Annotated in this window: 10 protein-coding genes; 4 read left to right on the plus strand and 6 right to left on the minus strand. The window is 69.3% G+C overall.

Translation table 11 applies throughout. The features are described from left to right. Positions 1 to 4: 4 nt before the first annotated feature. Together DFQ15_RS03535 and DFQ15_RS03540 are read left to right on the plus strand one after the other, a co-directional pair. Positions 5 to 937, plus strand: coding sequence for an SMP-30/gluconolactonase/LRE family protein (locus DFQ15_RS03535; RefSeq protein WP_199399805.1), 933 nt, complete (start codon positions 5 to 7; stop codon positions 935 to 937). After that, positions 934 to 1,878, plus strand: a complete 945-nt coding sequence (locus tag DFQ15_RS03540) for a YncE family protein (protein ID WP_110464646.1) — start codon at positions 934 to 936, stop codon at positions 1,876 to 1,878. Before DFQ15_RS03535 ends, DFQ15_RS03540 begins: the two co-directional genes overlap by 4 nt. Before the next feature lie 130 nt (positions 1,879 to 2,008). On the opposite strand, the gene DFQ15_RS03545 is transcribed toward DFQ15_RS03540, so the two are convergent. From DFQ15_RS03545 to DFQ15_RS03560, 4 genes are all read right to left on the minus strand, one after another. Continuing rightward, positions 2,009 to 3,601: a glycine betaine ABC transporter substrate-binding protein gene (locus DFQ15_RS03545; RefSeq protein WP_110464647.1), complete on the minus strand. Its 1,593-nt coding sequence runs from the start codon at positions 3,599 to 3,601 to the stop codon at positions 2,009 to 2,011. Between the two features lie 172 nt (positions 3,602 to 3,773). Next, the gene (locus tag DFQ15_RS03550; protein WP_110464648.1) at positions 3,774 to 4,325 is read right to left on the minus strand and encodes a DedA family protein; all 552 of its coding nucleotides are present in this window, start codon (positions 4,323 to 4,325) and stop codon (positions 3,774 to 3,776) included. Positions 4,326 to 4,364: 39 nt separating this feature from the next. Beyond that, positions 4,365 to 5,735: a phospholipase D-like domain-containing protein gene (locus tag DFQ15_RS03555; protein WP_110464649.1), complete on the minus strand. Its 1,371-nt coding sequence runs from the start codon at positions 5,733 to 5,735 to the stop codon at positions 4,365 to 4,367. A 1,352-nt stretch (positions 5,736 to 7,087) separates the two neighbouring features. After that, the gene (locus DFQ15_RS03560; protein ID WP_110464650.1) at positions 7,088 to 8,668 is read right to left on the minus strand and encodes a sensor domain-containing diguanylate cyclase; all 1,581 of its coding nucleotides are present in this window, start codon (positions 8,666 to 8,668) and stop codon (positions 7,088 to 7,090) included. 248 nt (positions 8,669 to 8,916) lie between these two features. Here DFQ15_RS03560 and DFQ15_RS03565 point away from each other — a divergent pair, with 248 nt between their 5' ends. Then, positions 8,917 to 10,674, plus strand: a complete 1,758-nt coding sequence (locus DFQ15_RS03565; protein WP_110464754.1) for a methyl-accepting chemotaxis protein — start codon at positions 8,917 to 8,919, stop codon at positions 10,672 to 10,674. A 151-nt stretch (positions 10,675 to 10,825) separates the two neighbouring features. Here the strand turns inward: DFQ15_RS03565 and DFQ15_RS03570 are convergent, their stop codons facing one another. After that, positions 10,826 to 11,497: a glutathione S-transferase gene (locus tag DFQ15_RS03570; protein ID WP_310593101.1), complete on the minus strand. Its 672-nt coding sequence runs from the start codon at positions 11,495 to 11,497 to the stop codon at positions 10,826 to 10,828. Then, positions 11,488 to 11,688, minus strand: coding sequence for a hypothetical protein (locus DFQ15_RS17670; RefSeq protein WP_233504250.1), 201 nt, complete (start codon positions 11,686 to 11,688; stop codon positions 11,488 to 11,490). The genes DFQ15_RS03570 and DFQ15_RS17670 overlap by 10 nt, the downstream gene beginning before the upstream one ends. 102 nt (positions 11,689 to 11,790) lie before the next feature. Here DFQ15_RS17670 and phhA point away from each other — a divergent pair, with 102 nt between their 5' ends. After that, positions 11,791 to 12,687: a phenylalanine 4-monooxygenase gene (gene phhA / locus DFQ15_RS03575; RefSeq protein ID WP_110464652.1), complete on the plus strand. Its 897-nt coding sequence runs from the start codon at positions 11,791 to 11,793 to the stop codon at positions 12,685 to 12,687. The last annotated feature ends 33 nt before the right edge of the window (positions 12,688 to 12,720 follow it).

Consider the following 12,720-nt stretch of genomic DNA (forward strand, 5'->3'; position numbering starts at 1 on the left):
GCGTATGACGACGATCCGTCCCGAGATACTGGACCCGCGCTTCGCGCCGGTTGCCGAGGGCGCCGTGCTGCAGCGCCTGTGCACCGGCGCCACCTGGAGCGAAGGCCCCGTCTGGATGCACGAGGACGGCGCGGTGCTCTGGAGCGACATCCCCGCCAACCGCATGCTGCGCTGGTCGGCGGCCGACGGCATGACCGTCTGGCGAGACGGCGTCGACTTCGCCAACGGCCATACCCGCGACCGCGACGGCGCCCTGCTGCACTGCTCCCATGGCCGCCGCGCCATCCTCCGCACCCGGGTCGGCTCCGACGGGGTGCTGGCTTCCACGCCCGACGAGGTGGTGGTGGACCGGTTCGAGGGCCGGCGCCTCAATTCGCCCAACGACCTGGTGGTGCGCAGCGACGGCACGATCTGGTTCACCGATCCTCCCTACGGCATCCTCAGCAACCGCGAGGGCTACGAGGCGGCGTCCGAGCAGACGGCCAACCACGTCTTCTGCTACGAGCCCGCCACCGGCCGCCTGCACGCCGTGACCGACCAGGTGCAGGAGCCCAACGGCCTGGCCTTCTCGCCCGACGAATCGGTTCTCTACGTCAGCGACACCTCGGCCGCACTACGGCGCCCGGGCCGGGGCAACCACCACATCGTGGCGTTCGACGTCGAAGGCCTGCGGCTGCGCGGCATGCGGGTGGTGGCGGTGGTGTCCCCGGGCCTGCCCGACGGCATGCGCATCGACCGCCACGGCTGGATCTACACCAGCAGCCTCGACGCGGTGCAGGTGCTGCACCCCGACGGTACGCTGCTCGGCCGCATCCCGGTGCCGGAGAAGGTGGGCAACCTCACCTTCGGCGGCCCGCGGCGCGACGAGCTGTTCATCGCGGCATCGACCTCGCTCTACCGCATCCGACTCGAAACCCAGGGCATTCAACAGCCATGACCCGCGACATCCTGCTGCTGGTGGAGAAATGCAGCCACTGCTTCAGCTACTACGACGCCGACACCGGCGAACGGCTGGCCAGCATCCCGCTGCCGGATTTCCCGCACGAGTTCGTGGTCGACCGCGAACGGCGCTTCGCCTACGTGGGCCACTACGGCGTGGAGACGTCCGGCCACCCGGGCGAAGGCGGCACCCGCATCCTGCAGATCGACATCGCCGCCCGCACCCTGGCCCGCACCATCGACATCGCACCGTTCAACCGGCTGCACGGCATCCAGATGGACGCGCACGGCCGGCTGTACGCGCTCAGCGAAGACCGGGCGCAGCTGGTGGTGATCGACCGGCCCGCGACCGACACCGCGCCCCGCCGCGCGGTGCCGGTGGGCGGCATCAAGAGCCACCTGTTCGCCCTGGCCCGCGACGGGATGACGGCCTATGCGATGAACCTGCTGTCGCATACCGTGACCAGGGTGCGCCCCCACGACGCGACGGCGGCGCCGGTCGCCTGCGCACCCGGCGAGAAACCCGAGGGCTATGCGCTCAGCCCCGACGAGAAGACGCTCTACGTCACCTGCCGCTGGAGCAACACCCTCTGCGCGATCGACACCGAGACGATGCAGGTGACCCGCCGGGCGCCGTCGCGCGACGACGCGACGCGGCTCTACCTCTACCGCGACGGCCGGCTGGTGGTGAGCAACTACGGCGACCGCAGCCTGTCGGTGGTCGACCCGGCCACCCTGCAGGAACTGCACCACATCCCGATGGAGGCCCGTGCCGTCGCCCTGAGCTACCACCCGACCAAGCCGATCGCCTACGTGAGCCAGGACAACGACAAGGTCGGCGTCTTCGACATGGAGACGCTGCGCTTCGTGCGCTTCATCGCCACGCAGCGCGAACCGGACGTGTCGTTCCTGCTGCCGATGCGACCGCCGGCGGCCTGATGCCCGGCTGCGAGGGAGCTGGTAGAGGCCAGCCCAGCCTTCTCGAAAACACTTTGCTATAAGAATAATAGCAACATGTCGGCGTCTTTCGGCGGCTCCGGCCACTTTTCATTCAAAGACGTGCTGCGCGTCAGCGCCCTTGCGCTGCCGCTGCCTGCCGGCGCCGCAGCACGCGCTCCAGGCATTCGAACACCGCCTCGCTCGCCAGCGCCAGGATCGCCGCAGGCAGCGCGCCGGCCAGCAGCAGGCCGCGGTCGTTGAGCGCCAGGCCGGTGACGATCCGCTCGCCGTAGCCGCCCGCGCCTATGAAGGCGGCGATGGTCGCGGTGCCGATGGCGATCGCGGTGGCGGTGCGCACGCCGGCCATCAGGGTCGGCAGGGCCAGCGGCAATTCGACCGCCAGCATCCGCTGCCCCGGCGTCATGCCCAGCGCCAGCGCCGCCTGCCGCGGCCCTGTCGGCACGGCGGCCAGTCCGGTGGCGGTGTTGCGCATGATCGGCAGCAGCGCATAGAGCATCAGCGCGGCCAGCGCCGGCACGCTGCCGATGCTGCCGGTGAGCGAGATCAGCATCGCCAGCAGCGCGAGCGAGGGCACTGTCTGCAGCAGCCCCGCGGCGCCCAGCATCAGCGCCCGCAACCGGGGCCGGTAGGCCACCGCCATCGCCAGCGGCACGCCGGCCAGCAGTGCCAGGCCGATCGAGGCGGCCACCAGCAGAAGGTGCTGGCGTGTCAGCCGCCAGAGGTCGGGGCCCCAGAGCTTGGCGGCGAACCCGCGGATCGCCGCCGGCGGGGCCGCGTCGGCGGTGGCGGCCCCTGCCGGTGGCGCGGTCGCGTCCGCGTCCGCGTCCGCTTCTGCGTCGGCGGAGGAGACGGAGGCGGAGGCGGAGCCCGCCGCGGGTGCACCCGCCTGCCGGTGCCATGCCTGGGCGATCGCCTCGAACGGCTGGCCGTCCACCTCGGCCCGCGCGTTCATCCGCACCATCTGCGCCTCGTCGATCCGGCCCTGCAGCCGCTGCAGGGCCGCCCACGCCGCCGGGAAGCGTTGCGGCACGTCCAGCCGGTAGAGCAGCACCGCGTCGTAGCGCGGGAAGTAGCTGTCGGCGTCCTGCAGCACCCGCAGGCCGCGGCGCTCGATCTGCGCGTCGGTGGTGTAGATGTCGACGATGTCCACCTGGCCGCGGGCCAGGGCGTCGTAGGCCAGGCCGTGGTCGAGCGCCTGCGGTGTCTGGGGCAGGGCATGGTGCCGTGCCAGGCCCGGCCAGCCGTCGGCCCGGCCCAGGAACTCGTTCGACAGGCCCAGCCGCAGGTCGGGGTGCCGCGCCAGATCGGCCAGGGTGCGGATACCGCGCCGCTCGGCCGCGTCGGCCCGCATCGCCAGCGCGTAGCCGTCGTTGAAGCCCAGCGGCACCGCCACGCCCAGGCCCAGCGGCGCGAGCACGGTGCGCAGCGCGGCCAGGCCGGTGGCGCCGGGCCGCCGCAGGATCTCCTGCGCGATGGTACCGGTGTATTCCGGGTACACGTCGATGCTGCCGCCGCGCAGCGCCGCGTACACGATCGCGGTATTGCCCAGTCCCTGCGACACCCGCGTCGCCGCCCCCGTGGCGGCCGCCTGCTGCGCCACGATCTCGGCCAGGATGTAGCTCTCGGTAAAACGCTTGGACCCGATGCGCAGAGTCTCGGCCGCCTGCACCCCGAACCCCGCCAGCAGCAACGCCACCGTCAAAACGGCACGCCACCAGCCACCAAACCCGTCAACCCAGCGCGCGCCCCTCCCAGGGACGCCGTGGAACCGGCTTTGCCGGGCCACGGGCGTCGCCCCAGGAAGGGGGCTGGCGGCTAAGCGCAGCGAGCAAGCCCGGGGGTGAGCGAAAGTCCTTTGGAGGTGTGCCAAAGCTCTAGTCCATGCGGATATGCCGGATCGCCACCACCAGGCCGACCGCCGCCGCGATCCCGATCAGCACGTATTCGTACGGCCGCAGGCTGCCGATCATCGACTTGATCAGCTCGCTCGCCCAGATGCCGAAGAACGAGACGATCACCGCCCAGACCACCGAGGCGAAAGCGCTCAGCGGCACGAATAGCGCGGCGCGCATCCTGGTCATGCCGAGCGCGACCGGGAACACGATGCGCAGGCCCCAGGCGAAGCGCATCAGCATCACCGTCCAGATCGGATGGCGGTGGACGAAGCCGAAGGCGCGGGTGAAGCGCTTCTGCATCTTCGGGTGCCGCGCCAGCACCTGCTGGCCCTTGTGCCGGCCCAGGAAGAAATAGAACTGGTCGCTCAGGAAGGCCGCCGCCGCGCCGCAGGCGATCAGCGGCCAGATTTTCAGATAACCCTCGTGCACCGCGTAGGCGCCCAGCAGGAGGATGGTTTCGCCTTCGAGCAGGCCGGCGAAGAACACGGCGTAGTAGCCGTAGTCCTGCAAAAGTTCGGAAGGGTGGAACATGGGGCGGGGTTCTTTTGCGATGAATGAGAAGAACGGCAATCAGAGCTGGAAGGCGACGGTCAGCAGCAGGCCTTCGGTGATATCGCGCAGCAGCGAGGGCGGCCGGGGGTCGAAGTCGTGGCCGGTGGCGGCCAGCACGGCGATCCAGTCGGCCAGCCACTCGATCTCGGCCGGGCTGTAGAAGACGACGGCCGCCTCGTGGTTGATCAGCAGGCTGCGCAGGTCGAGGTTGATCGATCCGCACATCGCCAGGCTCTCGTCGACCACCACCGCCTTGGCATGTGCCATCGCCGGCAGCATCCGGAACCGCACCCCGACGCGCGACAGCTCCCGCATCGCCCGCATGCGCACGAAGTCGGCCAGCCGGTGGTTGGAGCGGGTGGGCAGCGCCACCGTGATCTCCACGCCGCGCCGCGCGGCCAGCCGCATCGCGTCGCGCAAAAAGTTGTCGGGCACGAAGTAGGGCGTGACGACCAGGATGCGGTTCTGCGCGCGGAAGCAGGCATCGATCATCAGGGCCTGGGCGGTGTCCTCGGTCTGGTCGGGGCCGCTGGGCAGGAACTGCGCGAGCGCGCCGTGCGGCACCTCTGCCGGGCTCGCCACCGGCCGCGGCGCGTGGCCGCGGGCCGAAGCCCAGTCCTGCTCGAACTGATGTGCCGCCGCCGCCGCCACGCCGCCGTGCAGGTCGAACGACAGATCGACCCACGGCGTCTCGCCCGCACGCCCGTTGAAGTATTCGGTCGCCAGGTTGCGGCCGCCGCACCAGAGCCAGGCGTGGTCGGCGATCAGCAGCTTGCGGTGGTTGCGCAGGTTGCGCGGGCCGCTGCGGCGCAGGCTCAGGAACGGTCGGAAGACGGCGACCTCGGCGCCCGCCTCGCGCAGCGCATCGAAGGCGTTGCGCGGCGCCAGCAGCGCGCCGTAGCCGTCGAGCAGCAGCCGCACCCGCACGCCCTCCCGTGCGCGCGCCGCCAGCCGCGCGACGGTTTCGCGGCCGACGTCGTCGTCGCCGATCAGGAAGGTGCAGACGTCGATCCGGGAGCGCGCCTGCGCGATCGTGTCCCAGAGCGCGGCCAGCGCCTCGCTGCCGTCGTGGTGCATCCGCACGCTGCAGGCCGAGGGCGGCGCCAGGCCGAAGCTCTCGATCAGCTCGGCCGCCCAGTGCCCGAGCGGGATGGCCGGCCGCGCCCGCGGCAGGCGGGCCGGGCGCAGCTTGCGGCTGCCGAAGACCAGGTACATCGGCAGCACCAGGTACGGCAGCAGCGCCAGACCCATGACCCAGGCGATCGCGCTGGAAGGCGCCCGCTGCTCGCCGCGCGCACGGGTCGTGATGACATAGGCCAGGACCGCCAGGGTGCCGAACAGCAGGTGCTCGGGGATGGTGGGCAGCCTGTCGAGGAGGGAGCGCAGCATGGGTGGGAAGTATGGGGGGACGGGGTGGGGGAGGGTGGTAGGACTTGGGCGCTTGATGTTGCGGCTGCTAACGGGTCGGGTGCGTTGGGATCGCTTGGCCCCCTGCGAGGGCGTGAGGGCGGCGGTCGGCTTGGCATCCATGGGCTACTGATACGCCGACTGCTCGGCTGTCTTGTCTTGCTCCCTCTCCCTCTGGGAGAGGGTTGGGGTGAGGGCCGCGCCCGGCTGATTTGTGTCGCTGCTGCTCGTCGCTGCGTTGCCTGTTTTGGGTCCGGAGGCGGGGATTTCGCCCCCGCGGGCGAGTCCCTTTCTTTGCTTCGCCAAAGAAAGGAACCAAAGAAAGGCGACCCCACGTGCTGCGTCCCTCCGCTGCGCTGCGGGCAACCTGCGGTGCTCGCGGCAGGCGGGGTCCGCGCAAACTCGCTGCGCTCAGACATGCGCGGCCCTTTTTCCGCCTGCCGCTGCGCTCCTCGGCGCATCCCGAGGGGCGGGGGTGCGGGGACTCTCGGCTGCTGCCGGCTGCGCGGCAGTTACGCCTGGGGGGGGAAAGCGGCAATAAAAACGGCAATAGCACCTGCACTGTCGCTGGCGCTGTAGCTGGCGCTGTAGCTGTAGCTGTAGCTGGCAACGGCAACGGCACCGAGGCAGATGTTTGAAAGAAAAGTGGCTGTAGCCGGCGTACAGCGCCGACGGTTAGCTATTGATTTAGTAGCGTTCGTGCAAAAGGGTAATGCGACGATGGCCCGGGCCACCCATACTCCAGCCCTCTCTCCGCGAGCAAGAGGCAGTGAAACCGAAGCGTCAGACAGCCGAGCAAAGCCACGATCCGCCCCTCGTGCCGAGCGAAGCAAGGGCACCCCCAGGCCGAGCGCAGCGATGGCCCGTGTGGACCCCGCTCCCGCTCCCCAGCCCCTCTGCGGCGTCGAGGAGCGCAGCGGGCGGCGGATCAGGTCCCGCGATTGTCTGAGCGGAGCGCAGCGCAGCGAGTTGGAGCGGGACCCCGCCGCACGCGAGCACCGCAGAGCAGTCCGGCGCAGCCGGACCGCCGCAGCGGGGTCGCCTTTCTTTGGTTCCTTTCTTTGGCGAAGCAAAGAAAGGGACTCGCCCGCGGGGGCGAAATCCCCGCCTCCGGACCCAAAACAGGCAACGCAGCGACGAGCAGCAGCGACACAAATCAGCCGGGCGCGGCCCTCACCCCAACCCTCTCCCAGGGGGAGAGGGAGCCAGATATAGCAGCCAGCCAGCCAGCCAGCCAGCCAGCCAGCCAGCCAGCCAGCCAGCCAGCCAGCCAGGCCAGGCCAGGCCAGGCCAGGCCAGGCCAGGCCAGGCCGGATTACGCCAGCCACCCACCCCTACGCCAACATCACCCGATTCTTCCCCGCCTTATTCGCCAGATACATCGCCTGATCCGCCCGCTTCAACGCATCCCCCGGCGTATCGCTGGCCGACACCGCCGACACCCCCGCGCTGAACGTGATCAGCACCTTGTCGTTGTTCGCCAGGAAGTACCGCTTCGTCAGCTCCCGCTGCAAACGCTGCAGCACCGCCACGCCCTCTGCCGGCGGCGTGTCCGGCATGACCACCACGAACTCCTCGCCGCCGTAGCGGGCCAGCGTGTCCTGCGCCCGCAGCGATTCGCGCGCCACCTGCGCCAGGTGCACCAGCGCCGCGTCGCCACTCGCGTGGCCCAGCCGGTCGTTGATCTGCTTGAAGTTATCGATGTCGAGCAAACCGATGCAGACGGCGGTGCCGGCCCGGCGGGCGCGAGCCACCTCGCGGTCGGCGGCTTCGTCCAACCCCTTGCGGTTCAGCGCGCCGGTGAGCGGATCGTGGCGGGCCTGGGCACTGGCGTTTTCGAGGGCTGCCTGCAGGCGTCCGATCTCGGCCTGGGTGGCGGCGGTCTTGTCCTGGAGCGACTGCAGCTCGTCGCGGTGGACCCGGCTGTCGAGCGCCATCGCGCGGGTGGCGGAGATCACTTCCTGCAGCACCGGCGCCATCTCCTCCAGCGAACGCACCTCGCCCAGCCGGTCGGCGCACTGCTCGATCTTGTCTTGGTAGACGCCGCTCGACGCGGTCATCTGCGACAGCCGCGCGATGAAGCTGGCCAGCATGTCCTTCATCTGCTCCTGCGCATCCAGACTGCGCTGGCGCGATTCGGACTGCTTGACGATCACGTCCTTCAAACGCTTCTGCAGGTCGTCCAGGCGCAGCGTCAGGGGCGGCTCGGCGGCGGCCTGCAGCGCGTCGGCCTGGCCCTGGAGCCAGCGGTCGTCCAGGCTCAGCTCTCCGATGTTCTGGAAGATCAGCTGCAGGGAGGCGAGCAGCCCGGCCCGGATCGCCGACTGGTCCTCGGCCGCGAACGACAGGCGAAAGCCCAGGTCGGCCAGCATCGGCTGCAGCACCTCGGCGGACGAAGGCGCGCGCAGGGCATGCAGCAGGGTGTCGGCGGTCTGCTGGAGCCGGGCGTCCTCGGTGCCGAGGGCGGGCATCACGTTCTCGACCAGGCGGGCGATCTGCTCCAGCAGGGTGGCGGGCAAGGTCTCCGCCACGGGCGTCGGCGCGCGCTCCGCAGGGATCGGGGCGGAGCCCTGCGCCGCCGCGTCGGCTCCCGGCGCCGCGACCGTCGCATCCTGCGCGGCGGAGGCGCCCAGGCCCAGCTGGGCATACCCGGCGATCGCGCGCTGTAGGTCGGTCCAGCTCTTTTGCTGTACGGCCGCGTCGAACTGGGTCAGAAGCCGCTTCTGCACCGGCGTCTCACCCGGCAGGGCGCGGGCGATACGGCCCAGGGGACCGTCGGGGAACGGGGTCGGTGTCGCGGTGCCGGCGATCTCGTCGTAGAGCGTCTGGTAGTTGTCGGGCGATGGCGCCAGTTTGCGGGTCGCCAGCAGCTTGAGAGTGTCCCGGGCGATCTCGGAGGGCGGGCGTGCGGACATGTCGATGCGCTCTGTAACCAATAGTCAGGTGCCGAGTGTGACAGAGCGAACCCGCCGCGGGCATCCATACGCGGCGACAGGCCATTGGAGGCATGTCGCAATGCGGCAACGGCAGGAGTGCTAGAGTTTCCTTGAATCGTAAGTTTTGAAACTAATTTGTTTCCTTTCGCGTAGTGATGCTCGGACGTGCCTGCTCGGGTGTATACGTTGTGAAAAACAGTTGCCGGCATTTCAGCCAAGGAGTCATGATGAATATTTTGAGAAAAATGAAATTGGGCACGACCTTGGGTGTCGGCTTTGCCGTTTTGATTATGTCGGGCCTTTTGCTGGCTATTTTCGGAAAATCACAGCTGAATTCGTTGGGCAAAAACATTCAGTTCATTGCCGATGACCGTGTTGCGAAGGTTTTATTGGTACAGGATGTAAAAGATAATGTCAATATTATCGCGCGCGCCGCGAGAAATATCGCGCTCCTGAGCGATTCCGAGAAAATGGCTTTCGAGAAGAAGCGCATAGACGACGCGCGCATACGCAACACCGAAGCATTGAACAAATTGCAGCAGATGGCGTCCGCCCCCGAGGAGCAGCGCCTGGTGGCCGAGGTCAATACGACGAGAGTTCCCTACAACGCGGGTATTGACAAAGCTGTCGCACTTGGATTGGAAGGTAAAAATGTAGCGTCGCGCGATACGCTCATGAACGAGGTCAACCCGTTGCAGGCGGCCTTTTTCAAAGCGCTGGAAACCTTGGTCGAACAACAGCGCAAAATCCTGCTGGAAACGGTCGCCAGTTCGCAAAATGAGGCCGCGGCCTCCGGCATCACCATGCTGATCGTGGCGGCCATCGCGGCGGTCGCGGGTGCTTTGCTGGCGTGGGGCATTACCCACAGCGTCAAATCGCAGCTCGGCGGTGAACCCGCGTATGCCGCCGCCATCGCGCAGGAGGTGGCGCAGGGCAACCTGGCGATCGATGTCCGGCTGCGCAAGAGCGACAGCCACAGCGTGCTGGCCGCGATGGAGACGATGCGCGCCAGCCTGAGCCGCGTCGTCAGCGAAGTGCGCCATGGGAGTGAATCCGTCGCCACCGGCGCAGGCCAGATCGCGACGGGCAACGCCGACCTGAGCCAGCGCACCGAAGAGCAGGCGTCGAACCTGCAGCAGACGGCGGCGTCGATGGAGGAAATGAATTCCACGATCAAGCAGAACGCCGACACGGTCCGCACTGCGACGCAGATGGCGCAATCGGCCAGCAGCACGGCCAGCCGCGGCGGAGATGTGGTCGGCGAGGTGGTGCGCACGATGGAGGACATCTCCGCCAGTTCGCGCAAGATCGGCGACATCATCGGCGTGATCGACAGCATCGCGTTCCAGACGAACATCCTGGCCCTGAACGCGGCGGTGGAGGCGGCGCGGGCCGGCGAGCAGGGCCGCGGATTCGCGGTCGTGGCCAGCGAGGTGCGCAGCCTGGCGCAGCGCAGCGCCACGGCGGCCAAGGAAATCAAGGTCCTGATTGGCGAGAGCGTGGCGAAGGTCGATACCGGATCGCGGCTGGTGGGCGATGCCGGCGCCACGATCGGCGAAGTGGTCGACCAGGCCCGCCGTGTCGCCGACCTGATCGGCGAGATCGGCGCGGCGACCCACGAGCAGGCGCAGGGCATCTCGCAGGTGAGCGACGCCGTCAACCAGCTCGACCAGGTGACGCAGCAGAACGCGGCGCTCGTCGAGGAGTCCGCGGCCGCGGCCGACAGCCTCAACTACCAGGCCGCGCGACTGGTGGAAGTGTTGAGCGTGTTCCGGATCGATGCGGCGGCGGCGCAGGCGTCGCCGCCGCTGCCGGAAAAGCGCAGCCGGCCAGCCGCACCCTCCGGGGCGCCCGTGCCGAAGAAAGTGGCTTTGGCCCGGGGCCCCGGGGATCGCTCCGCACCCGTGGTTGCACAGAGCAAGCGCGTCGCGCAGCAGCAGGTCGCCTTGTCGGCCCCGAACGCCGACGACTGGGAAAAGTTCTGATCCGGGCGGCGGCCTCTTAGAGCGGCTAACACAACCCAGCGAAGCGGTTCTGGCTAGGCGCCGCATCGCAGACAGTACGAGTAGTACGACAAGGTGCGGCAACGACGCCAGAAGGGTTGTGTTAGCCGCTCTTAGGGGGCTGCTGCGGCCGTCAGCCCGTCGGCGGGAACCACGCCGCACCGGGCCGGCCGTCCCACGGCGGGTAGCGGTGCATCGTCCGTGCGAACGCCGCGCTGCCGGTCCAGGCGGCCAGCCAGGCGTGCAGGTGCGGCCAGGGTTCGGCGGCGAAGCCGTCGGGCTCCACCATCGCGAACTGGCGCACGAAGGGCAGGATCGCCGCATCCGCCAGGCCGGGCCGGTCGCCGAAGAGATGGGGGGTGCGGTGCAGTCGCGTTTCCAGGGTCCGCAGCCAGGCCGCGCCGGTGTCCCGCGGCGCGGCATCGGCCCGAGCGGCGCCGGCACGGTCCGGGTACTTGAAGCCGTCCAGCGCGGGCTTGAAGACCGTGTCGCACGCCTCTATGAGGGCCTGCATCTCGCCGGCGCTGCCGCGGGCGGGCTGCAGCCAACCGGCGGGATCGCGGATCTCCAGCGCCCAGCGCATGATGTCGAGGCTCTGGTCGAGCACGCGGCCGTCAGCCAGCACCAGCACCGGCACCGTGCCCTTCGGCGATGCGGCGAGCAGCGCGGCGGGCTTGTCGCGCAGCACCACCTCGCGCAGTTCGCAGCGCACGCCGCCGGACAGCAGCGCGGCCCGGGCGCGCATCGCGTACGGGCAGCGCCGGAACGAGTACAGGACCGGCAGCGTCTGCGCGTTCAGTTCCACGGTACCGCGCCGGGGGCCGCGTCGTCGGCATCCTCGGCCATCCGCTCGCGCAGGGCGCGTTCGGCGTCGGCCAGTTCCTTTTCGCGCCGCTGCCGCTCTGCCGGCGCCAGGTTGGGCAGGTCGCGTGCGAACTGCTGGCTGATCCATTTGAGCTTGAGCGCCAGCGAGGCGGCGGTGTCGGGCGTGGTCATGCGGCTTTCGGGGGGCGCAAAGACGGATTAGACCAGCGCCCTTCCGCAGCCTGGTGCCTGCCGCCGCTACAGTGCACGCAGACAACAACGAGAGGAATCCGCATGGACCACGCCGCCGAGACACCACCCCGCCTCCTGCACGGCGCCGCCGCCGGTGCCGACCGTCCGCCCGAGCGGCCCGACTGGACGATTCCGCAGGGCTGGGAGCGCTACACGCCGCAGGAGCACGCGACCTGGCGCACCCTGTTCGTGCGCCAATCGAAGCTGCTGCCCGGCCGCGCCTGCGAGGCCTTTGTCGCCGGCATGCAGGCCCTGCCGATCGGTGCCGAGCAGATTCCCGACTTCGAGCGGCTGAGCGAGGTGCTGATGCGCCACACCGGCTGGCAGGTGGTGGCGGTGCCGGGGCTGGTGCCCGACGAAGTGTTCTTCGACCACCTGGCGAACCGCCGCTTTCCCGCGGGCCGGTTCATCCGCACGCCGGCGCAGCTCGACTACCTGGAAGAGCCCGACGTCTTCCACGACGTCTTCGGCCACGTGCCGATGCTGATGAATCCGGTGATCGCCGACTTCGTGCAGGCCTACGGCCAGGGCGGTTTGCGGGCGCAGGCGCTGGGCGTGCTGCCGCAGCTGGCGCGGGTCTACTGGTACACGGTCGAGTTCGGCCTGGTGCGCGAAGCGGCCGGCCTGCGCATCTACGGCTCGGGCATCGCATCGTCGTACACCGAGAGCGTCTTCGCGCTGGACGACGCGTCGCCCAACCGCATCGGTTTCGACCTGGAGCGGGTGATGCGCACCCGCTACCGGATCGACGACTTCCAGGAAACGTATTTCGTGCTCGACCGGCTGGACGACCTGCTGCGGCTGGCCGAGGTCGATTTCGGACCGCTGTACGAGCGAGTGCGGCGCCTGTCCGAATACGAGCCGGGCGACGTGCCGCCGACCGACCGGGTGCTGCACCGTGGCACCGGCCGCTACCACGCGGGGCGCAAGACAGTCTGACGGCCGGTTTCCGGACGGCACCGCGCTATGGAA

The organism is Xylophilus ampelinus (assembly GCF_003217575.1).
GTDB classification, from domain to species: domain Bacteria; phylum Pseudomonadota; class Gammaproteobacteria; order Burkholderiales; family Burkholderiaceae_C; genus Xylophilus; species Xylophilus ampelinus.